The 21,757-nt window shown below is 62.8% G+C and carries 18 protein-coding genes and 1 pseudogene; 12 read left to right on the top strand and 7 right to left on the bottom strand.

All coding sequences use genetic code 11. The features are described from left to right. Positions 1–39: 39 nt before the first annotated feature. From ASD64_RS17815 to ASD64_RS17795, 5 genes are read right to left on the bottom strand one after another with little or no spacing between them, the layout of a single operon-like run. Positions 40–1,017, bottom strand: a complete 978-nt coding sequence (locus ASD64_RS17815) for a branched-chain amino acid ABC transporter permease (protein ID WP_056107770.1) — start codon at positions 1,015–1,017, stop codon at positions 40–42. A gap of 1 nt (position 1,018) precedes the next feature. Beyond that, complete coding sequence (locus ASD64_RS17810; protein WP_056107766.1) at positions 1,019–1,906, bottom strand: branched-chain amino acid ABC transporter permease; 888 nt, start codon at positions 1,904–1,906, stop codon at positions 1,019–1,021. A 7-nt stretch (positions 1,907–1,913) separates the two neighbouring features. Continuing rightward, complete coding sequence (locus ASD64_RS17805; RefSeq protein WP_056107761.1) at positions 1,914–2,621, bottom strand: ABC transporter ATP-binding protein; 708 nt, start codon at positions 2,619–2,621, stop codon at positions 1,914–1,916. Beyond that, complete coding sequence (locus ASD64_RS17800) at positions 2,614–3,390, bottom strand: ABC transporter ATP-binding protein (RefSeq protein WP_056108105.1); 777 nt, start codon at positions 3,388–3,390, stop codon at positions 2,614–2,616. Before ASD64_RS17800 ends, ASD64_RS17805 begins: the two co-directional genes overlap by 8 nt. Before the next feature lie 20 nt (positions 3,391–3,410). Then, positions 3,411–4,616, bottom strand: coding sequence for an ABC transporter substrate-binding protein (locus tag ASD64_RS17795; RefSeq protein ID WP_056107759.1), 1,206 nt, complete (start codon positions 4,614–4,616; stop codon positions 3,411–3,413). Positions 4,617–4,916: 300 nt separating this feature from the next. Here ASD64_RS17795 and ASD64_RS17790 point away from each other — a divergent pair, with 300 nt between their 5' ends. From ASD64_RS17790 to ASD64_RS20765, 12 genes are all read left to right on the top strand, one after another. Then, positions 4,917–6,560 (top strand): GMC family oxidoreductase, encoded by a 1,644-nt coding sequence (locus tag ASD64_RS17790; protein ID WP_056107756.1) that lies wholly within the window; start codon positions 4,917–4,919, stop codon positions 6,558–6,560. A 105-nt stretch (positions 6,561–6,665) separates the two neighbouring features. After that, entirely contained in the window at positions 6,666–8,306 is a 1,641-nt protein-coding gene (locus ASD64_RS17785) for an acyl-CoA synthetase (protein ID WP_056107753.1), read from the top strand. 178 nt (positions 8,307–8,484) lie between these two features. After that, the gene (locus ASD64_RS17780) at positions 8,485–9,543 is read left to right on the top strand and encodes a sugar phosphate isomerase/epimerase family protein (protein WP_056107752.1); all 1,059 of its coding nucleotides are present in this window, start codon (positions 8,485–8,487) and stop codon (positions 9,541–9,543) included. A gap of 51 nt (positions 9,544–9,594) precedes the next feature. Beyond that, complete coding sequence (locus ASD64_RS17775) at positions 9,595–10,782, top strand: Gfo/Idh/MocA family protein (RefSeq protein WP_056107749.1); 1,188 nt, start codon at positions 9,595–9,597, stop codon at positions 10,780–10,782. Between the two features lie 148 nt (positions 10,783–10,930). Further along, positions 10,931–11,311, top strand: a complete 381-nt coding sequence (locus tag ASD64_RS17770; protein ID WP_320410202.1) for a DUF2946 family protein — start codon at positions 10,931–10,933, stop codon at positions 11,309–11,311. 188 nt (positions 11,312–11,499) lie between these two features. After that, entirely contained in the window at positions 11,500–11,946 is a 447-nt protein-coding gene (locus ASD64_RS17765) for a copper chaperone PCu(A)C (RefSeq protein ID WP_244480849.1), read from the top strand. A 38-nt stretch (positions 11,947–11,984) separates the two neighbouring features. Continuing rightward, on the top strand, positions 11,985–12,512 hold the full coding sequence (locus ASD64_RS17760) for a YcnI family protein (protein WP_056108099.1): 528 nt from the start codon (positions 11,985–11,987) through the stop codon (positions 12,510–12,512). Between the two features lie 57 nt (positions 12,513–12,569). Continuing rightward, positions 12,570–14,195: a copper resistance CopC/CopD family protein gene (locus ASD64_RS17755; protein WP_056108097.1), complete on the top strand. Its 1,626-nt coding sequence runs from the start codon at positions 12,570–12,572 to the stop codon at positions 14,193–14,195. A gap of 202 nt (positions 14,196–14,397) precedes the next feature. After that, positions 14,398–15,153, top strand: a complete 756-nt coding sequence (locus tag ASD64_RS17750) for a sugar phosphate isomerase/epimerase family protein (protein ID WP_056108094.1) — start codon at positions 14,398–14,400, stop codon at positions 15,151–15,153. Then, entirely contained in the window at positions 15,154–16,296 is a 1,143-nt protein-coding gene (locus ASD64_RS17745) for a Gfo/Idh/MocA family protein (protein ID WP_056107746.1), read from the top strand. A 52-nt stretch (positions 16,297–16,348) separates the two neighbouring features. After that, the gene (gene mgrA / locus ASD64_RS17740; RefSeq protein ID WP_056107743.1) at positions 16,349–17,377 is read left to right on the top strand and encodes an L-glyceraldehyde 3-phosphate reductase; all 1,029 of its coding nucleotides are present in this window, start codon (positions 16,349–16,351) and stop codon (positions 17,375–17,377) included. A gap of 219 nt (positions 17,378–17,596) precedes the next feature. Beyond that, positions 17,597–18,001, top strand: coding sequence for a Fur family transcriptional regulator (locus ASD64_RS20765; RefSeq protein WP_082550049.1), 405 nt, complete (start codon positions 17,597–17,599; stop codon positions 17,999–18,001). A 37-nt stretch (positions 18,002–18,038) separates the two neighbouring features. Here ASD64_RS20765 and ASD64_RS17735 read toward each other — a convergent pair. After that, a pseudogene (locus ASD64_RS17735) lies at positions 18,039–18,674 on the bottom strand (LysE family translocator); the annotation flags it as partial. Next, positions 18,637–21,633, bottom strand: a complete 2,997-nt coding sequence (gene polA / locus ASD64_RS17730; RefSeq protein ID WP_056107740.1) for a DNA polymerase I — start codon at positions 21,631–21,633, stop codon at positions 18,637–18,639. The gene polA and the pseudogene ASD64_RS17735, both read right to left, overlap by 38 nt. Positions 21,634–21,757 lie beyond the last annotated feature (124 nt).

Raw genomic sequence — 21,757 nt, 5'->3', positions numbered from 1 at the left:
CTGGCGGCGCCGATGCGGACCGAAACCGCGTTTTTCTGCTCAGCCCTTGTCCGACCCACCCGGATTGAGCACGCGGGCATAGAGTTCGCCCACGATACCCCGGCGGAAGATCAGCACGCACACCATGAAGATCAGACCGGTGGCGATCGTCACCGGGAAATCCGAGGTGGCAAGCGAGTTCTGGAGGCCCACCACCAGACCGGCGCCGATGATCGGCCCGACCATGGTGCCGATGCCGCCCAGAAGGGCCATCAGGATGACTTCGCCCGACATTTGCCAGGCTACGTCGGTCAGCGTGGCGAACTGGAAGACGATGGCCTTGAGCGACCCGGCGAGGCCCGACAGCGCTGCGGACATGACGAACGCGGCCAGCTTGTAGTTCGCCACCGAATAGCCCAGCGAGGTGGCGCGGTTCTCGTTCTCGCGTATCGAGCGCAGGATCATGCCGAACGGCGAATTGACAATGCGCCAGATGGCAAACACGCCGATCAGGAAAACACCGAGCACGAAGTAATAGATATTGAGCGGCACGTGCAGGTCGACAAGGCCGAACAGCATGCCGCGCGGAACGCCCTGAAGGCCGTCCTCACCGCCTGTGAAAGGCGCCTGCACGCAGAAGAAGAAGAACATCTGAGACAGTGCCAGCGTGATCATGGCGAAGTAGATGCCTTGGCGGCGGATGGCGAAGAAGCCCATGACGAGGCCGAGCAGGGCAGCGCCGACGAGGCCGACCAGAATGCCTACTTCCGGAGGCAAACCCCAGACCTTGATCGCGTGCGCAGTGAAATAGGCCGCGCCGCCAAAGAAGGCGGCATGGCCGAATGAAAGCAGCCCGGTGTAGCCGAGCAGCAGGTTGAAGGCGCAGGCAAACAGCGCGAAGCACAGCATCTTCATCATGAAGATCGGGTAGATGAAGAACGGTGCGGCCAGCAGTCCCACGATGCCGATTGCGATCAGCACCCATTCCAGGCGCGCCGATGTCTTTACGCGTGCTTCGCTGAGCGTCATCTCGGCCATGTCAGGCGTCCTTTCCAAACAAGCCGGCCGGGCGCACCAGAAGCACGATGGCCATGATGACGAAGATCACGATGCTGGAGGCCTCGGGATAGAAGACCTTGGTCAGACCTTCGGCAAGGCCAAGCATGTAGCCAGTGACGATGGCGCCCATGATCGAACCCATGCCGCCCACCACGACGACTGCGAAAACGACGATGATGAGGTTCGAACCCATCAGCGGGCTGACCTGGTAGACGGGGGCGGCCAGAATGCCGGCAAGGCCGGCCAGCGCGGAGCCGAGGCCATAGGTGAGCGTCAACAGCAACGGCACGTTGACCCCGAATGCCTGCACGAGGCGCGGGTTCTCCGTTGCTGCGCGCAGATAGGCGCCGAGCCTGGTCTTCTCGATGGCGAACCATGTACCGAGGCACACGGCCAGCGAAGCCACCACGACCCAACCTCGATAGTTGGGCAGGAACATGAAGCCGAGGTTTGTGCCGCCGGCCAGCAGTGCCGGTACGGAATAAGGGTTTCCCGAAACGCCGTAGTAATAACGGAACACGCCCTCGATCACCAAGGCGAGGCCGAAGGTGAACAGCAAGCCATAGAGCGGGTCGATGTCGTAGAGTTTCGACAGCGCCAGCCGCTCGATGACGATGCCGAAAATACCGACGATGATCGGCGCGATGATCAGGGCCGGCCAGTAGCCGATGCCGAGATGGACAAGCAACAGGTAGCCGACGAAGGCGCCCAGCATGTATTGGGCGCCGTGGGCGAAGTTGATGACGCGCAGCAGGCCGAAGATGATGGCGAGGCCTAGGCTCAGCATCGCATAGAAAGAGCCGTTGATGAGGCCGACCAGCAATTGGCCGAGAAACGCCTGAACGGGGATGCCAAAGATCATTGTCATGTCGGCCTCACACGCCCAGAACTTCGTGAAGTTGCTCAGTCCGGTCCGACAATTCGCCAGCCGGGAAGCCGGCCATGACCTTGCCGTGCTCCATCAGGTAGAAGCGGTCGGCAATGCGGCTGGCGAAGCGGAAATTCTGCTCGACCAGCAGGATGGTCATGCCTCGCCTCTTCAAGGTGGCCAGCAATTCGCCGATGCGCTGCACGATGACGGGAGCCAGGCCCTCCGTCGGTTCGTCGAGCAGCAGCATCTTGACGCCGGTGCGCAGCATGCGCGCAATCGCCAGCATCTGCTGCTCGCCGCCGGAAAGCTTGGTGCCCTGGCTGTTACGGCGTTCCTTCAGGTTGGGAAACAGGTCGAAAATCTCTTCCACGCTCATGCCGCCCGGCGCGACGACGGGTGGCAGCAGAAGGTTCTCGTCCACGGTTAGCGTGGCAAAGATGCCGCGTTCCTCCGGCACGTATCCCAGTCCGGCGCGGGCCGTGTGATGCAGCGGCATGCGCATCAGATCCTTGCCATCGAACGAGATCTCGCCAGTCCGCTTGCGGATCAAGCCCATGATGGCGCGCAGCGTCGTCGTCTTGCCGACGCCGTTGCGGCCGAGCAGCGTCACCGTCTCGCCCTGGAATACCTCGAGGTCGACGCCATGCAACGCATGGCTCTCGCCATACCAGGCGTTAAGGCCGCGCACGGAAAGCAGGGGGGCGTCAGTCATCTTCCGTCCCCATATAGGCAACTTTCACGCGTTCATCCTGGCTGATCGTCGCGTAGTCTCCGGCGGCCAGGATCTCGCCCCGTTGCAACACAGTTATCCAGTCGCACAAATTCGCTACCACGGTCAGGTTGTGCTCGACCATCAGCACGGCGCGGTCGCCGGCGACGGAGCGGATGATGTTGGAAACCATGCCGACATCCTCGTGGCCCATGCCGGCCATCGGTTCGTCGAGCAGGAGCACCTTCGGATCGAGAGCCAGCGTGGTGGCGATTTCCAGAACGCGCTTGCGGCCATAGGAAAGGTCGCCGGCCAGCTTGTGCCTGGCATCGTCGAGCCCGACGGAGCGAAGCAGTTCTTCCGCCCGCGGCGTCAGCCGGTCCAATGCCGATAGCGAGCGCCAGAACTGAACGCCAAGCCCATTGGGACGTTGCAAGGCGACGCGCACATTGTCGAGGACGCTGAGGAAGGGAAAAATCGCCGAAATCTGGAAGGAGCGTGCCAGGCCCAAGCGCGCCACCTTGGCGGGCGAGGTCCTGGTGATGTCGCGCCCCATGAGTTCTATGCTGCCGGCGCTCGGCTGCAGGAACTTGGTCAACAGATTGAACACGGTGGTCTTGCCGGCCCCGTTGGGGCCGATCAAGGCGTGGATTTTGCCGTGATGGATGTCGAGATCGACATTGTTGACGGCCACGAAGCCGGCAAAATCACGGCGCAGGCCGCGGGCGGAAAGGACCACCCGCGGCTGTTCTTGATTGGCAACAGGCGCCACTGTCGTGCCTGTCGGTGCCGTCACTTGACCAACGGGCAGCCGCTCTCGGCCGGCTTGATGTAGGCTTCATCGCCGGGAACGGTGGCAAGGACCTTGAAGTAGTCCCAGTCCTTCGTGCTTTCCGAAGGCTTCTTGACCTCCAGCAGATAGAGGTCGGAGATCAGACGCCCGTTCGCGGCAACCTTGCCGCCGCGTGCGAACACGTCCTCGACCGGCATTTCGTGCATCAGCTTGGCCACGGCTTCCGTCTCATCCGTGCCGGCCTTGTCGATCGCCTTCAGATACTGAAGCACACCGGAATAGGTTCCAGCCTGGATCATGTTCGGCATGCGCCCGGTCTTTTCGAAGAAGCGCTGCGCAAACTTGCGCGATTCATCATCACGATCCCAGTAGAAGCTTTCCGTCAGCGTCAGCCCTTGGGCAGCCTCAAGACCAAGGCCGTGGACTTCCGCCAGGGTGAACAGGAGGGCAGCCATGCGCTGGCCGCCAGCCACGATGCCGAATTCGGCGGCCTGCTTGATGGCGTTGGCGGTGTCGAGACCGGCATTGGCGAGGCCAACGACCTTGGCGCCGGAAGACTGCGCCTGCAGCAGGAAGGACGAATAGTCCGTCGTTCCGAGCGGATGGCGCACGGCGCCCAGAACCTGGCCACCCTGGGACTTGACGAAGTTGGAGGTCTGCTCTTCCAGCGAATAGCCGAAGGCGTAGTCGGCGGTCAGGAAGAACCAGGTGTCGCCACCCTGCTTGACCAGCGCACCGCCGGTGCCGACGGCGAGCGCATGGGTGTCATAAGCCCAATGGAAGCCGTAGGGCGAGCAGGCCTTGCCGGTCAGGTCGCTGCTTGCAGCCCCGGTGATGAGATCGATCTTCTTCTTCTCGGCGGAGATGCCCTGGACGGCCAGCGCGACCGACGAAGTCGTCAGTTCCATGATGGAATCGACCTGTTCGGTGTCGTACCACTGGCGGGCGATGTTGGAAGCGATGTCCGCCTTGTTCTGGTGATCGGCGGTGATCACCTCGATCGGCGCGCCCTGCACCGTGCCGCCAAAATCCTCGACCGCCATCTTGGCGGCTTCGAACGACCACTTGCCGCCGAAGTCGGCATAGACGCCGGACTGGTCATTGAGAATGCCGATCTTGACCTTGCCGTCGGAAATCTCGGCTGCTGAAGCAGGGATCACAGTGGCAGCCAATAGCGCTGCCGTTACCAGAGACAAAATTTTCACTTAACTTACCTCCCTCTTGGCAAACAGACGGGCAAATGCCGATGCTTGCCGATATGCCAAAAATAGTCGTCCAATCGTGGTGTCGTCACGGAAGAGCCTGTGTTGTTATAGGCGTTCCGCGAACGGAACCCGCATGATGGCGACCGTGTCGATATGCGTGCAACACGATGGTAGCATCCGCATTGGACCTCTGAGAACGCTGACTTTTGTCTAACACGCTGCGTTACCCTGGCTACATTGGCGCTCGGCTTTAACCTAAGTCGGATTGCGGGAGACGCCATTCTCGACCATGAGTTCGTCATGGGCAGTGGATCGAAGAGCGGCCATGGCGGTGTCGACGCCGTGGACCAGGGCGAGTGGGACTACATCATCGTGGGAGCCGGCTCGGCCGGCTGCGTGCTTGCCAACAGGCTTAGCGCCGATCCGCGCAACCGGGTGCTGCTGCTCGAAGCGGGCGGCAGCGACAACTATCACTGGGTCCACATTCCGGTCGGCTATCTTTTCTGCATCGGCAATCCGCGCACCGACTGGTGCTACAACACTGATGAAGAAAAGGGCCTCAACGGCCGCTCGCTGCTTTATCCGCGCGGCAAGGTGCTCGGCGGCTGCTCTTCGATTAACGGCATGATCTACATGCGCGGTCAGGCGCGCGACTACGATCAGTGGCGCCAGATGGGCAATCCCGGCTGGGGCTGGGACGACGTGCTGCCGCTGTTTCGTCGCTCCGAAGATCATTTTAGCCGCAACGATGCCAGCCACGGGCAGGGCGGGCCGCTCAGGGTCGAGCGGCAGCGGCTGAGTTGGCCGATCCTCGATGCGGTGACCGAAGCCGCAGCCGAACTCGGCATTCCTTCGACCGACGATTTCAACACCGGCAACAACGAAGGCGCCGGATACTTCGAGGTCAATCAGAAGAACGGCGTGCGGTTCAGCGCCTCCCGCGCTTTCCTCAAGCCGGTGCGCAATCGTCCGAACCTGCGTATCGCCACGCATGCGGCTGCCGAGCGCATCGTCTTCGACGGCCGCCGCGCCAGCGCGATCCTCTATCGCGGCGCCGATGGCCGCCTGGCCAAGGCGCGGGTCGGGCGCGAATTGTTGCTGTCGGCAGGCGCGATCAATTCGCCGCAACTCATGCAACTGTCAGGAATCGGCCCCGCCGCCCTCCTGAAGGCCAACGGCATCGATGTCGTGCACGAACTTTCCGGCGTCGGCGAAAATCTGCAGGACCATCTGCAGATCCGTACCGCTTTCCGCATCCAGGGCGCGCGCACGCTCAACGAGCGCCAGGCCAGCCTTTGGGGCAAGGCCGGCATCGCGCTGGAATACGCGTTGAAGCGTTCGGGGCCAATGTCGATGGCGCCAAGCCAGTACGGTATCTTCATGCGCTCCGACGAGCGCTTCGACACGCCCAACATCGAATTCCATGTCCAGCCGCTGTCGCTGGAAAAATTCGGCGATCCGCTGCACACCTTCCCTGCCATCACCGTTTCGGTGTGCAATCTGCGTCCGGAATCGCGCGGCCATGTGCGCGTCCGTTCGGCCAACCCGCACGAAGCGCCATCGATCGCACCGAACTATCTTTCCACGGATGGCGACCGCGAGATCGCGGCGCAGTCGGTGCTGCATGCAAGGCGGCTGATGGCGACCAGGCGGATGAGCGAATTCAGGCCGGAGGAATTCAAGCCGGGCACGCATCTCGCCACGACCGAAGAACTTGCCCGCGCCGCCGGCGATATCGCCACCACCATCTTCCATCCGGTCGGCACGGCCAGAATGGGCAGCGATGCCCAGTCCGTGGTCGATCCGCAGTTGAAGGTTCATGGCATCGAGCGGCTGCGCGTGGTCGACGCCTCGGTCATGCCGACCATCGTGTCGGGCAACACCCATGCCCCGACCGTGATGATCGCCGAGAAGGCGTCGGACATGATCCTGGGAACCGCTTGAGCGTGCCTTCCCCTTGTTTGTCGTGATATAGCCGTGTGCCGCAAGGCGCAGCGTCGCATACAGGGGTAGTGCAGCGCATACATCATTCCGATCGGGAGCATCAGGATGGATTTTTCGTCGGTCGAACGCGACTACGGCAAGGCACGGACGAGCTACAAACTGCCCATGCCGGACTATTTCAACTTCGGCTTCGATGTCATCGACGATTGGGCGAAACGGGACGATCACACGGCGGTCATTGCGGTGTCGCGCGACGGCGAAACGGTCGAGCGCATTTCCTATTCGCAGTTCAGCGAAAGCTCGAACCGATTTGCCAATGCGTTGCGCACGCTGGGGCTTGAGACGGGCGACTTCGCCTGCGTCGTCGTTGGGCGGGTGCCAGCCTGGTACACTGTGCTGTTCGGCTGCATGAAGGCGGGCGTGGTGTCGATGCCGGGCACCAACCTGCTCACCGCCCATGACATCGCCTACCGGGTCAATCATTCGGGCGCGCGCGCCGTGGTGGTCACGTCTGAACATTGCGCCAAGGTCGACTCGATCCGGGCCGAGTGCCCGTCGCTCAACACTTTCATCGTCGTCGATGGCGCCCGCGATGGCTGGCTGTCGCTCGAGGCGCTGTTGGCCGAAGCGTCGCCTGATCTCGATCGCGCTGCGTTTCCGAACACCCGCAGCACCGACATGATGATGGCCTATTTCACCTCCGGCACCACCTCGATGCCGAAGATGGTGCCGCGCGACCATGGTTCTGGCCTGGCGCATGCGGCGACCGGGCTGTTCTGGATGGATCTCAGGCGCGATGACGTCCACTGGTCGCTCACCGATACCGGCTGGGCCAAGGCGGCCTGGGGCATCCTGTTTCCCCAATTGCTGCTTGGTACGCCGACCGTGCTCTATAATGGCGATGCCGCCTTCAATGCCGATATGCATCTGCGCCTGATTGGTAAGCTTAAGGTTACGACATTTTGCGCGCCGCCGACGGTCTTCCGCCTTTTCGCGCAGCAGGACCTCACGCAATACGACCTTTCCAGCCTGCGCCGTTCGCTGAGCGCCGGCGAGCCGCTCAATCCCGAAGCCATGCGCGTATGGAAAGACGTGACGGGAACGGTGATTGCCGACGGCTACGGCCAGACCGAGACGATCAACATCGTCGCCAATTTTCCGGGCGAGGAGGTGCGCTACGGATCGATGGGCAAGCCGGTGCCGGGCTTCGATGTCGACGTGATCGACGAGGCCGGCAACCGCCAGCCCGAAGGCGAGGTCGGCCACATCGCGGTGAAGATAACCGAACCGTATCCGAACGGGCTTTTCCGCGGCTACTACACCGGCGAAGCGCCGGATACCGCCTCGTTCCGCAATGGCTGGTACTACACAGGCGATACGGCCCGGCGCGACAAGGACGGATATTTGTGGTTCGTTGGCCGCTCCGACGACCTGATCTCGTCAGCGGGGTATCGCATCAGCCCGTTCGAGGTCGAGAGCGCGTTGATCGAACACAGAGCGGTCGCAGAAAGCGCTGTCGTCGGCAAGCCGGACGCCACGCGCGGCGAGATCGTCAAGGCCTATGTGATGCTTGCCAAGGGCTTCCAGCCGTCCGACGAATTGGCCCGCGATATCCAGGATTTCTGCCGTAACCTGACCGCACCCTATAAATATCCCCGCGAAATCGAGTTCGTCGAAGCCTTGCCCAAGACCATCTCGGGCAAGATTCGGCGCGTCGACCTGCGTGCGGCGGCAAAGATCAAGTAAGCGATTGCTTGCGGAATCGACAGGCCAGCCCGTTATCACACCCGGCCTGGCACAGACGTTCTCTTTCGACTGACGGCAAAAGCCTGTTATGAACCGATTGAAATGGCCGGCTCGGCTTTGAAGTGAAGCCGCGTTCGGCGATATATGCCGTGCCTATGCCGGCGCGAAGGAGAATGCCATGCCGACGACCATCAAGGGGCCTGCGATCTTCCTGGCACAGTTTGCCGGTGATGCGGCTCCGTTCAATTCGCTGGCCCCGATCACCAGATGGGCAGCGGGGCTCGGCTACAAGGGCGTGCAGATCCCGGCCTGGGACGCCCGGTTTTTCGATCTGGAGAAGGCGGCAACCTCGCAGGCCTATTGCGACGAGGTCAAGGGCATCTGCGCCGATGCCGGTGTCGAGATCACCGAGCTTTCAACCCACCTGATCGGCCAGCTTGTCGCCGTCCACCCGGCTTACGAGGCTCAGTTCGACGCCTTTGCGCCCGAGAAGGTGCACAACAACCCGAAGGCGCGGCAGGCATGGGCGACCGAACAGATGAAGTTCGCCGCCAAGGCCTCGCGCAATCTCGGCTTGAGCACATCGGTGACGTTTACCGGCGCGCTGGCCTTTCCCTATCTCTACCCCTGGCCGCAACGGCCGGCAGGATTGATCGAGGAAGCCTTTGCCGAACTCGGCAGGCGCTGGAAGCCGATCCTCGATGCCTATGACGAGAACGGTGTCGATGTCGGCTATGAGATTCATCCGGGCGAGGACGTGTTCGACGGCGCGACCTTCGAGATGTTCCTCGATGCCGTCGGCAGCCACAGCCGCTGCGCCATCAACTACGATCCCTCACACTTTCTCTTGCAGCAGCTCGACTATCTCGCCTTCATCGATATCTACCACGAGCGGATCAAGGCCTTCCACGTCAAGGATGCCGAGTTCAATCCCACCGGGCGGCAAGGGGTCTATTCCGGCTATCAAGGCTGGCTGAACCGCGCCGGCCGTTTTCGCTCGCTGGGCGACGGGCAGGTCGATTTCTCCGGGATCTTTTCCAGGCTCGCGCAGTACGGCTACGACAGTTGGGCGGTGCTGGAATGGGAATGCTGCCTCAAGCATCCCGAGGACGGCGCGGCAGAAGGCGCTCCCTTCATCGAAAGCCATATCATCCGGGTCACCGAGAAAGCCTTCGACGATTTTGCCGGCGGTACCACGGACAGGGCCGCGCTGCGCAAGATGATGGGGATTGAATAGGCTTTAAAGTCGAAGAGCAGTTCGACTTCGAGACAATCAGGAAGGGACAAAATGGCTGGCGCATCGAAATTGCAGATCGCAGGCGGCCCGATCCGCTACGGCATGGTCGGCGGCGGGCAGGGCGCTTTCATCGGCGCCGTCCATCGCATTGCCGCGCGTCTCGATAACGAGTTCGTGCTGGTTGCCGGTGCGCTGTCCTCGAACCCGGAACGCGCAAAGGCCTCGGCAGCGGAACTCGGCCTCGACCCCGAGCGCAGCTATGCCTCTTTTGCCGAGATGGCGAAGGTCGAGGCGAAGCGTCCCGACGGCATCGAGGCGGTCGCCATCGTCACCCCCAACAACGTGCATTTTCCTGCCGCCAAGGCCTTCCTCGAGGCCGGTATCCACGTCATTTGCGACAAGCCGCTGACGGCAACCCTGGCGGAAGCGAAGAAACTGGCCGCACTTGTCGAAAAGACCGGCAAGGTGTTCGTGCTCACACATAACTACACGGCCTATCCGATGGTGCGGCAGGCGCGCGAGATGGTCGCCAAAGGCCAGCTTGGCGACATCCGCGTCGTCCATGTCGAATATCCGCAGGACTGGCTGACCGATGATTTGTCGGCAAGCGGCAACAAGCAGGCGGCCTGGCGCTCCGATCCGAAACAGGCGGGCGCCGGCGGAGCAACCGGCGATATCGGCACCCACGCCTACAACCTTGCTCGCTTCGTCAGCGGGCTTGAACTGGACAGCCTCGCCGCCGACCTCGACGCCTTCGTGCCGGGGCGTCTGCTGGACGACAATCTTCAGGTTCTGTTGCGCTTCAAGGCCGAAGGCGAGGCGCCGCCGGCCAAGGGCATGCTGTGGGCGAGCCAGGTCGCGCCGGGGCATGAAAACGGACTGAAGCTGAGGGTCTATGGCTCCAAAGGCGGGCTGGAATGGGTGCAGGCCGACCCGAATTACCTTTGGTACACGCCGTTCGGCGAGCCGAAACGGCTGCTTACCCGTGGCGGTGCCGGTTCGCTTGAAGCTGCTTCGCGCTTCACCCGCGTGCCCGCCGGCCATCCGGAGGGATACCTGGAAGGGTTCGCCAATATCTACCAGGAGGCGGCGCGCGCCATCCGTGCGGCACGCGGAAAGGGTGGCAAGCCTCCAAAGGGCGTCATCTTCCCGACCGTTCAGGACGGCGTCGAAGGCATGGCCTTCATCGAGGCTTGCGTGAAATCCTCGAAACGGAACGGGGCTTGGACCAAGCTCTGATCCTCACCCGCAGGTTGCGGTGGTACAAGTTACGGACAGCCAGTGCGCGTATGGCCGCGCGATAGGCGTTCGCGGCGGCAATTTGTCTGGCTTGCCGGCGGCCGCTTCCATGATAGGTGTTGTGGAGCCGAGGGTCGGGAGACTGCACTTGCACGGTCGTGACAGACGATGGAGCCTGCCGGTAGCGCTTGCCGCTGCCTGGTTCCTCGTCATGCAATCCGTGTTGGGAGCGTTCGCCTCGGCAGCCGGTCCCCAGTCGGCGCAACTTGACGCTTTCGGCAATGTCATCTGTACGCATGGCGCCATCGGGGAATTGCCCGACAGCCCGCAGCAGAAGCACGTGCCGTCCTGCTGCGTGCTCGGCTGCAACCTTGCCGCTTCGGTTCTGGCCGGACCGCCGGCAGCCTCCGCGCTCTCGGTCGAACTTGCCTTCGAGGCTGTGGCTTTCGTTCCTGCCGCGCCCGATCATCTGGCTTTCGAGCGGCCCCGCTCGCCATCCAATCCGCGCGCACCGCCGGCTCAAGCCTGAGCCGAATTGGCGCAGGCCGGAACTTTCCGCCGGCGCACTCATCCAAACATTGAATTGTCGCAGCCCTTCAAACGGCGCACACCCTATCGTGGAGCAATCCCATGTCCAGATCATTTGGCGCCGTGCACGCGGCGCAACCGCGCGTGTCATTCTTCCATCTCAACGCAGGTGCCGCATTCTGCGCCTTCATGCTGGCTTTCGTCCTGCTCTTTGCCGGTTCGCACATGGCTGCGGCGCATGGGTTCAAAGTCGGCGATCTCGAAATCGAACATCCGTGGTCGCGCGCCGCGCCCGCCGGCGCCAAGGTCGGCGGCGGCTATTTCACGATCGTCAACAACGGCAGCACGCCGGACCGGCTCGTCTCCATCGTTACCGAAATCTCGGAAAAGGCGGAAGTTCATGAAATGGCCGTCAAGGACGGCGTCATGACCATGCGCCATGTCGAGGGCGGGCTGGAAATCCCCGCCGGCGGCAAGGTCGAGCTGAAGCCCGGCGCCTATCATTTGATGTTCATGGGCCTCAAGCGGCAGCCGAAACAAGGCGAGAGCTTTTCCGCCACGCTGACCTTCGAGAAGGCCGGCAGCGTCGAGGTCAAGTTTGCCGTCGAAGCGCTCGGCTCCGCCGGCGAACATTGACCCTTTCCGTCCTCACGATCTTTCCAATGGGAGCATTCATGTCCAATCGCATCATCCGCTTTGTTTCGCTCGGTGCCTTCGTTCTGTTCGGCAGCGGCGCGGCCTTCGCCCACATCACCCTTGAAACGCAGGAAGCGGCCGTCGGCTCGACCTACAAGGCTGTCTTGCGCGTTCCGCACGGCTGCGAAGGCGCGCCGACAACGGCCGTCAAGATCAAGATCCCGGAAGGCTTCATCTCGGTGAAACCGATGCCGAAGTCAGGCTGGAAACTCGAGACCGTGAAAGGCAAATATGCCCGGTCCTATGATTCTCACGGAGACGCGATTTCCGAAGGCGTGCAGGAAGTCGTCTGGAGCGGCGGCGAACTGCCCGACGAATTCTATGACGAGTTCGTGCTACGTGGGCAGTTGACGGCTGGCTTGCCGGCCGGCGAGACGCTTTACTTCCCGGTCGTGCAGGAATGCGGCGACAAGGCCGAGCGCTGGATCGAGGTTCCCAAGGCCGGCGAGGATGGACATGCGCTTGAATTCCCGGCGCCGGGGATCAAGCTCCTGCCCAGGAAGTAGTCTTTGCGCGGCGCGCCATTGGAAACGGCGCGCCGCAGCTTTATCGGTCAACGCATCATGATCACACCGCTACGGCCAACCGCAATTGCCATGTCGCCCGCACAGGTCTTCGCCTGGCTGCTGGCTTCGCTGCTGCTGTTTGCGGTTTTCGTCTCGCCAAACCCGGCCGCGGCGCACGCCGCCCTTGTCAAGGCCGAGCCGGTCGACGGCACTGTGGTGGCCACGAGCCCGTTGAAGTTTTCGCTGACGTTCAGCGAGCCGGTGTCGCCCCTGGTCCTCACCCTGGTGCGGCCGGACGGCAGTTCGCTGCCGCTGACCTCGTCGCATCTCGATGGCCAGACCGTCGAGATCGACAATCCGCAGCCGCTCGGACAAGGCACGCATGTGCTGAGTTGGCGCGTCGTGTCGGAAGACGGTCATCCGGTCGCCGGTTCTCTGCTGTTTTCCGTCGGTGCGCCAAGTGCCGCGCCGCAGGCTGCCGAGCCGGTCGACTGGCTGGTGCGCTCGCTTTTGTGGAGCGCGAAGGTGGCGCTCTATATCGGCCTGTTCCTCGGCATCGGTGGCGCGTTTGCGATCGCGTGGCTCGCCAAGGGCGGCCGCGACGGTGCCCGCTTTGCAGCGATTGCACTTCTTCTCGGGCTGGCGGCTGCTCCGGCTTCGCTTGGCCTGCAAGGCCTCGATGCGCTCGGGGCGCGACTGCATGGCCTTGTCCTGCCGGCGGTGTGGGAAACCGGCTTCGCGACCAGCTTCGGCTGGACCGCGGTCATCGCGCTGGCTGCATTGGTCTTGGCCCTTTTCTCGCTGATCCTACCGCGCGCCGCCAGGCCGCTGACGGTTCTTTCGCTTGCCGGGGCGGGTGCTGCGCTGGCGGCAAGCGGGCATGCTAGTGCTGCCGAGCCGCAATGGCTGACGCGGCCAATGGTGTTCCTGCACGGCGTCGGCATTGCTTTCTGGGCCGGCGCATTGGTGCCGCTCGGTCTGGCGCTCTGGCGCAAGGCCCTTGCGGCTAGCGCCTTCCTGCAGCGCTTTTCCGGTTCGATCCTGCCGGTGTTTGCCCTGCTGGTCGTTGGCGGCATCGTGCTGGCCGTCATCCAGGTCGAAACGCCATCGGCGCTGCTCGACACGGCCTATGGACGCCTGCTTCTTGCCAAGCTGGCGCTGCTTGCCTTTTTGCTTGCGATCGCCGCCTTCAATCGCTGGCGGCTGACCGCTCCCGCCGCGAGCGGTGACGGGCTGGCCGGTGCTCGTCTTGCGCGGTCCATCTGCGTGGAAACGCTGCTTGTGCTGCTGATCTTTGGCGTTGCTGCCGGCTGGCGTTTCACGCCGCCGCCGCGCGCCTTGGCCATTGCGGCGGCGCAGCCGGCGATTGCCCATTTCCATACGCCGGAGGCGATGGCGGAACTCACCATCACGCCGGGTCACACCGGCCAGGTCGCTGCCTCGATCCTGATGTTCGACGGCAATTTCGGTCCACTCGACGCCAAGGAAGTGACGCTGGTCCTGTCGAAGCCCGACGCCGGGATCGAACCGCTCAAGCGGCCGGCGACCAAGCCCGGCGACGGCACCTGGCGGGTGGATGATCTCGTCATTCCGCTCGCCGGCACATGGACCGCGCGCATCGACATCCTTGTTTCAGACTTCGAAATGACCAAGGTCGAAGGTCCGATTGACATCCGTCCCTGAGAGGTTCCAGCCAACAGGATCGCGCGAAATGCGATTGATCCAGATGGATTAATCGATTGAAATTTGTGGTGGGCGACCACTTGGACGTGTTGACGATGGCCGCCGGCGGGTCCAATCATGTCTTCCCGAACATTTCAATCGGCAGTTGCGGGACATGAAGGTCATGATGGGAAAAGCCGAACAAGGCTGGGCTGGGTCTGGCATTGCCTGGTCGTTCCAGCTCTACAGCGCCCGCAACTTCCAGCCGTGGGACAAGGTGCTCGATCTGCTCGGCGGTCTCGGCTACCGCGAGGTCGAAGGCTATGGCGGCGTCTATGACGAACCGTCCTCGTTCCGCTCCGCGCTGGACCGCAACGGGCTTGCCATGCCAAGCGGCCATTTCGGCATTGAGGCCCTGGAAGGCGATTTCGATGGCGTGCGCGCCATTGCCGATACGCTCGGCATCAGGCTGTTGATCTGCCCTTACCTCGAAGCCGGTCAACGGCCCACTGACGCTACCGGCTGGCACGCATTTGGCGAAAGGCTGGCCAAGGTTGGCGAAACGGCCAAGCGGCATGGCTATGATTTTGCCTGGCACAATCATGAGTTCGAATTCACCCCCCTGGCGGACGGTTCCGCGCCGATGCAGCACATCCTGGCTGCCGCACCCGGCATGGGCTGGGAAATGGATGTCGCTTGGGTGGCACGCGGCGGCATCGATCCGCTGCCTTGGATCGCGCGTCACGGCGCGCGCATCGTGGCCGTACATGTCAAGGACATGGCTGGGCCGGGCAAGGGGCTGGACGAAGACGGCTGGGCCGATGTCGGTCACGGCACGCTCGGCTGGCCATCGCTGTTTGCTGCGTTGCGGTCCGGCACCAAGGCCCGCCACTATGTGATGGAACAGGACAATCCGAACGACATCGGGCGTTTCGCGCGCCGCTCGATCGAAGCGGCCAAGGCCTGGCGGGAGGCTTGAATGGCAAAGGTTCTTGGCGTCGGCGTCATCGGCTGCGGCAATATCTCGGCGACCTATTTCAAGTTCTCGCCGCTGTTTCGCGGCATCGAAATGAGAGCCTGCGCCGACCTCGACATGGCGGCGGCAAAGGCGCGCGCCAGGGAATTCTCCCTGCGGGCCGAGACGGTCGATGGCCTGCTTGCCGCCGAAGACATCGACATCGTCGTCAACCTCACCATCCCCGCCGTGCACTATGAGGTGTCGCGGCAAATCCTCGATGCCGGCAAGCATGTCTATTCGGAAAAGCCGTTCGTTTTGTCGGTCAAGGATGGGCTCGACCTGAACAAGAGGGCCGAAAAGAAGGGCCTGCGGATCGGCTCGGCGCCCGATACGTTTCTCGGCGGCTCGCACCAGTTGGTGCGCCACCTCATCGATGCCGGCAAGGTCGGCCGCATCACCAGCGGCACCTGCCATGTCATGAGCCACGGTATGGAAAGCTGGCATCCGAACCCGGATTTCTTCTTCCAGCCCGGCGCCGGTCCGGTGCTCGATCTCGGGCCTTACTATATCGCCAACCTTGTCCAACTCATCGGCCCGGTGAAGCAGGTGGTGGCTATGGCCTCGATCTCGGCCAAGGAGCGCACCATCATGTCGAAGCCGCGCGCCGGCGAAAAGATCCCCGTCAATACGCCCACCACCGTGCACGGCATCCTTCAGTTCGAGAACGGGGCGGTGGTGTCGCTCGATTCGAGCTGGGATGTGTGGAGCCACGGCCACGCGCCGATGGAACTTTACGGCGAGGCCGGCAGCCTCTACGTGCCCGACCCGAATTTCTTCGGCGGCGATGTGGTCTGCACGAAGGGCGAAAGGCCGGTGAAAGCGTTGCCGAAATGGGCTCATCCGTTTGGCATCGCCAACGAACGGCATCCGCATGGCATGATGGCCAATTATCGCACGGCCGGGCTGGCCGACATGGCGCTGGCCATCATCGAAGGGCGTCCGCACCGCTGCTCGCAGGAGCTTGCGCTGCACACGGTCGAGGTGATGACCGGCCTGCTGAAGTCCGGTGAAACCGGCAAGTTCGTTGCCATGCAGACAAGCTGCGAGCGCCCCGCGGCACTTGGCGTCAGGCAAGCCTCTGCGCTGCTCAGGAAAACCGGATAAGCTGCCCCGCGCTCGAAATCGACGGCCGCGTCAAATTTCAAAGGTGAGTTCCATGTCCTATACCCCCGCTGAAAGCCGCTACAGCGCCATGATCTACAATCGCTGCGGGCGCTCGGGCCTGAAATTGCCGGCGATTTCGCTCGGCCTGTGGCACAATTTCGGCGATGACGTGCCGCATCGCACCAAGCAGGCGCTGGTGCGCAAGGCCTTCGACCTCGGCATCACCCATTTCGACCTCGCCAACAATTACGGCCCGCCGCCCGGTTCGGCCGAACGTGCCTTCGGCGAAATCCTGCGCACGGATTTTGCCCGCCACCGCGACGAAATGATCATCTCCAGCAAGGCGGGCTACGATATGTGGCCCGGCCCCTATGGCGAATGGGGCAGCCGCAAATACCTGCTGTCCAGCCTCGACCAGAGCCTGAAAAGGCTGGGGCTCGACTATGTCGACATCTTTTATTCGCACCGTTTCGACCCCGAGACGCCGCTGGAGGAAACGATGGGCGCGCTCGATCAGGCGGTGCGTTCCGGCAAGGCGCTTTACGCCGGCATTTCGTCCTATAATTCGCAGCGCACGCGCGAAGCTGCCGATATCCTCAAGCGGCTCGGCACCCCTTGCCTCATCCACCAGCCCAGTTATTCGATGCTCAATCGCTGGGTCGAGGACGATGGCTTGCTGGATACGCTGGAGGGGCTCGGCGTCGGCTCGATCGTGTTTTCGCCGCTGGCGCAAGGCATGCTCACCGGCAAATACCTCGACGGCATTCCGCAAGACAGCCGGGCCGCCCAGGGCAAGTCGCTGCGTAAGGCGTTCATCAACGAACAGACGCTTGCCAACATCAAGGCGCTGAACGCGATTGCCGGCCGGCGCGGCCAGACGCTGGCCCAGATGGCGCTGGCCTGGGTGTTGCGCAAGGGCAGGGTCACCTCGGCGCTGATCGGCGCCAGCCGGGTCGAGCAGATCGAGGATTGCGTCACCGCCCTGGCCAATCTCGAATTCTCCGATAGCGAGCTCGCCGAGATCGACACCTATGCCCGCGATGCCAATATCAATCTGTGGGCGCGGTCGGCAGAGCGCTAAAGTATCAGACCGAAAAGTGGAATCCGGATTCCGGACAATCCGATGCTCACCAAGGAGATGGATCGCCATTCTGCATCCGTCACGGCGATATCGGAGATCCGTGCGCGGAAAAGCAGCAAGTTGCCTGGCTTGGAAACGGTAGCAAAAAGGGCTGTGAATGGTTATGTCAGGGGTAGCCATAACGCCTTGTGCGATGCGGCTGGGGTCGAAGGCAGGATCATGGCGGCAAGGAATGCACTGACAAAGAACCAGCTCTGCGTGCTGGAAAAGCTCGAGACAGCGAATGCGCCGCTCAGCGCCTATATGCTGCTTGACCAGCTTCGCGAGCGCGGCTTCCGTGCGCCGCTACAGGTCTACCGGGCGCTCGATACGCTGATGAAGGAAGGGCTGGTGCACAGGCTTGAAAGCCTCAACGCTTTCGTCGCTTGCGCCGAGCCGCACGACCACAGCCATTCGATGACCGCCTTCGCCATTTGCGACACTTGCGGCCAGGTCACCGAATTTTCCGACCACGATGTCGGCCACAAGCTCGACGACTGGGTGCGCTCCACCGGGTTCGCCGCCAAGAAGGCGGTGATCGAATTTCGCGGCACCTGCGCCAAATGCCAGAAGGCCGCTGCCTGATGGCCGTTGAGCGTGCGGTCGTCCACGCAAACCACAAAGCGACACCGGCCAGCAGTGCCGACAGCACGCGCCGCGCGATGCGTTCGCGCTTCGGATCGTTGAGGAAGGGCTCCAGCGAGCCGGCAAGAATGACGATCACGGCGTGAACGATTGTTGCCACCGCGACGTAGATCGCCGTCAGCATGGCGGTCTGGGCCAGCACCGGCTTGCCCGCCTCGACAAAGGTCGGCAACACCGCGACGTAGAACACCGCCGCCTTTGGATTGAGCAGGTTGGTCATCAGGCCGCGAATGAAATAACGCTCGCGATCGACGCTGCTTGCCGAGACGATATCTGTTCCCGTGCTCCAGCCTTCCCAGGCAATGTAGAGCAGGAACAGCACGCCGGCCCAGCGCAGCGTCTCATAAGCGAGATTTGATGCCTGGATCAGTTCGGCCACGCCGAAACCTGCAATCGCGCCAATGATCGCTAGACCAAGCGCAATGCCTGCCACGGTCGCGAAGCCGGCGCGGCGGCCATCCTGCGCCGACACCAATGCCAGATAGGTCATGTTCGGCCCCGGCGTCAGCTCGATCAGGAATGACGCCAGTGCAAAGGAGGCAAGGGTTTCCGGCGAGACTGCTAGCAAACTGGCCTCAATGCGCCTCGTCCCAGTTGTCGGCGGCGCGGGCATCGACCTGCAAAGGCACCGACAATGATGCGGCAGGCATCGCCGCATTCTCCATCACCGAGCGCACCACCGGAATTGTCGCCTCGACTTCCGCTTGTGCCGTCTCGAAGATCAGTTCGTCATGCACTTGCAACAGCATGCGGGCCGACAAGCCCGCCTTGGCGAGCGCCGCGTCCATGCGCACCATGGCGCGGCGGATGATGTCGGCAGCCGTGCCCTGCAAGCGCGCGTTGATCGAGGCGCGTTCGTTGAAGGCTCGCACCGAGGGGTTGGACGAGCGGATTTCAGGGTAGTGGATGCGCCGGCCGAACACGGTTTCGACGTAGCCGTTTTCGCGGGCATAGGTCTTGGTCGTCTCGATATAGTCCCGGATGCCGGGGAAGCGTTCGAAATACTTCTTGATGTAGGCCCCCGCCTCTTCGCGCGGAATGGAAAGCTGGTTGGCAAGGCCGAAGGCGGAAATCCCGTAGATGATGCCGAAATTGATCGCCTTGGCGCGGCGGCGCACTTCCGAGGGCATGCCTTCGACCGGCACGCCGAACATTTCGGACGCGGTGGCGGCGTGAATGTCGGCGCCATCGGCGAAGGCTTGCTTGAGTTGAGGAATATCGGCGACATGGGCCAGCACGCGCAGTTCGATCTGGCTGTAGTCGGCCGAGATCAGCCGGTTGCCTTTGTCGGCGACGAAGGCGGTCCTGATCTTGCGCCCCTCTGCGGTGCGCACCGGAATGTTCTGCAGGTTCGGGTCGGATGAGGACAGCCGTCCCGTCGACGTCGCAGCCAGAGCGTAGGATGTGTGGACGCGCCTGGTCTCAGGGTTCACGAAGCCGGGCAGGGCGTCGGTGTAGGTCGATTTCAGCTTGGTCAACTGTCGCCAGTCAACGATCTTGCGCGGCAGCTCGTGACCTTCGGCGGCGAGGTCTTCCAGCAATTGCGCCGAGGTCGACCACTGGCCGGTCTTGGTTTTCGAGCCGCCCGGCAGGCCCATGCGCCCGAACAATATGTCGCCAAGCTGTTTGGGCGAGCCGATATTGATGCGCTCGCCGATCAGCTCGTAGATTTCCTCTTCCAGCCGGGCCGCACCTTGCGCCAGTTCGCCCGAAAGCCTGGACAGGATTTGCCGGTCGACCGAAATGCCGCGTTGCTCCATCCTGGCCAGAACCGGCACCAGGGGTCGTTCAAGCCGCTCGTAGACGGAAACCAGGCCTTTCGCGGCAAGGCGAGGCTTCAGCACCTGCCACAAGCGCAGCGACACGTCGGCATCCTCGCCGCCATAGGCGGTCGCCTTGTCGATATCGACCTGGTCGAAGCCGATGAAGCTCTTGCCCGATCCGGCCACGTCCTTGAAGGCGATCGTCTTGTGGCCGAGCCACTTTTCCGACAGCGCATCCATGCCGTGACCGCCGGAAATGCCGGCATCGAGCACGTAGGAAATCAGCATCGTGTCGTCATAGGGTGTGACCTCGATGCCGTAGCGGTTCATGATGACGAGGTCGTATTTCAGGTTCTGCGCGATCTTGAGGACGGACTTGTCTTCCAGCAGCGGCTTCAATACGGCGAGCGCTTCGCGAATTGGAATCTGGCTCTCCACCAGCCCGCCGCCGAGCAGATCGTTCCGGCCGTTTTTGTGACCGATCGGCACATAGGCGGCATGGCCGGGCCTGGTCGCCAGCGAGAAGCCGACCAGTTCGGCCTGCATCGGGTCGAGCGACGTCGTCTCGGTGTCGAAAGCAACGAGGCCGGTCTCCATGGCGTCGGCAATCCAGACCTTCAGCGTGTCGAGATCGCGGATGCAGTGATAGGCGCTGGTGTCGATCTTCGCGGCAACCGCCGCTTCGGCGCGAAGCGCTGAAAGCAGCGAAGGGGTTGTACCCCCCTCCGGCCTGCCGGCCATCTCCCCCTCGGGTGGAGAGATCGGCAGCGTTGACGTTGGCGATTGACCAACCTCCCCCCTTGAGGGGGAGATGGCCGGCAGGCCGGAGGGGGGTGTTGCGCCCGCGCCCACATCCGGCCCGTGCGCTGCGTCGGCGCGCTCAACCGGTATGTTCGCCGCCTCGATCTCGCCGACCTCGGTGCCCGTCGCCTCGGCAACGCGGCGCGTCAGGGTGGAAAATTCCATGGCCTTCAGGAAGGCAATCAGCTTGGGCCCGTTCGGCGGTTCAAGGGTGAAGTCGTCGGGAGTTTCGGTGACCGGCACATCGCGCTTCAACGTTACCAGTTGCCGCGAGACGCGGGCCTTGTCGGAATTGTCGATGATCGACTGGCGGCGCTTTTCCTGCTTGATCTCGGCTGCGCGGGCCAGAAGCGTGTCGAGGTCGCCAAACTGTTCCAGCAATTGCGCCGCCGTCTTCGGCCCGATCCCCGGCACGCCGGGCACGTTGTCGACGGAGTCGCCGGTCAGCGCCTGCAGGTCGATCATCTTTTCCGGCGGCACGCCCCATTTCTCGATCACTTCGGGGATGCCGATCTGGCGGTCCTTCATCGGGTCGTACATGGAGATTGTCGGCGTGACCAACTGCATCAGGTCCTTGTCGGACGAGATGACGGTGGCGTCGGCACCGGCTTCTTCAGCCATGCGGCAGTAGGTGGCGATCAGGTCGTCGGCCTCGAAACCTTCCATTTCTATGCAAGGCAGGTTGAAGGCGCGCGTGGCGTGGCGGATAAGGCCGAATTGCGGGATCAGGTCTTCGGGCGGCGCCGAGCGGTTGGCCTTGTATTCGGGGTAGAGATCGTTGCGGAAAGTCTTGGACGAATAGTCGAAGATGACGGCGAAATGCGTCGGCGTCACGCCGACATCGGTGTTGCGGGCGTCCTGCATCAGCTTCCACACCATGTTGCAGAAGCCGAGCACGGCATTGGTCGGCAGCCCGTCCGACTTGCGGGTCAGCGGCGGCAGGGCGTGATAGGCGCGGAAGATGTAGCCGGAGCCGTCGACAAGGAAGAGATGATCGCCTTTTTTCATGCGCGAATGGATAGCGTGCCTCCGTCCTTCGGTCCATGGCAAAGGCGGTTTTGCCGCAACGTTCCGTCAACCCCCTGACACCGGCTTCGCCATCCCGCAGGCGTTCACGCGCATGTTACAAACT

Source organism: Mesorhizobium sp. Root157, from assembly GCF_001427385.1.
GTDB lineage: Bacteria > Pseudomonadota > Alphaproteobacteria > Rhizobiales > Rhizobiaceae > Mesorhizobium.
Note: the sequence above shows the minus strand (reverse complement) of the source record. Positions and strands in the feature narration are given on the sequence as shown.

Excerpts from the sequence above, each read along its gene's own strand:
- ASD64_RS17815 (WP_056107770.1), bottom strand. The coding sequence starts at position 1,017 with ATGGCCGAGATGACGCTCAGCGAAGCACGCGTAAAGACATCGGCGCGC.
- ASD64_RS17810 (WP_056107766.1), bottom strand. The coding sequence starts at position 1,906 with ATGACAATGATCTTTGGCATCCCCGTTCAGGCGTTTCTCGGCCAATTG.
- ASD64_RS17805 (WP_056107761.1), bottom strand. The coding sequence starts at position 2,621 with ATGACTGACGCCCCCCTGCTTTCCGTGCGCGGCCTTAACGCCTGGTAT.
- ASD64_RS17790 (WP_056107756.1), top strand. The coding sequence starts at position 4,917 with ATGGGCAGTGGATCGAAGAGCGGCCATGGCGGTGTCGACGCCGTGGAC.
- ASD64_RS17785 (WP_056107753.1), top strand. The coding sequence starts at position 6,666 with ATGGATTTTTCGTCGGTCGAACGCGACTACGGCAAGGCACGGACGAGC.
- ASD64_RS17780 (WP_056107752.1), top strand. The coding sequence starts at position 8,485 with ATGCCGACGACCATCAAGGGGCCTGCGATCTTCCTGGCACAGTTTGCC.
- ASD64_RS17775 (WP_056107749.1), top strand. The coding sequence starts at position 9,595 with ATGGCTGGCGCATCGAAATTGCAGATCGCAGGCGGCCCGATCCGCTAC.
- ASD64_RS17765 (WP_244480849.1), top strand. The coding sequence starts at position 11,500 with ATGCTGGCTTTCGTCCTGCTCTTTGCCGGTTCGCACATGGCTGCGGCG.
- ASD64_RS17760 (WP_056108099.1), top strand. The coding sequence starts at position 11,985 with ATGTCCAATCGCATCATCCGCTTTGTTTCGCTCGGTGCCTTCGTTCTG.
- ASD64_RS17755 (WP_056108097.1), top strand. The coding sequence starts at position 12,570 with ATGATCACACCGCTACGGCCAACCGCAATTGCCATGTCGCCCGCACAG.
- ASD64_RS17745 (WP_056107746.1), top strand. The coding sequence starts at position 15,154 with ATGGCAAAGGTTCTTGGCGTCGGCGTCATCGGCTGCGGCAATATCTCG.
- mgrA (WP_056107743.1), top strand. The coding sequence starts at position 16,349 with ATGTCCTATACCCCCGCTGAAAGCCGCTACAGCGCCATGATCTACAAT.
- ASD64_RS20765 (WP_082550049.1), top strand. The coding sequence starts at position 17,597 with ATGGCGGCAAGGAATGCACTGACAAAGAACCAGCTCTGCGTGCTGGAA.
- polA (WP_056107740.1), bottom strand. The coding sequence starts at position 21,633 with ATGAAAAAAGGCGATCATCTCTTCCTTGTCGACGGCTCCGGCTACATC.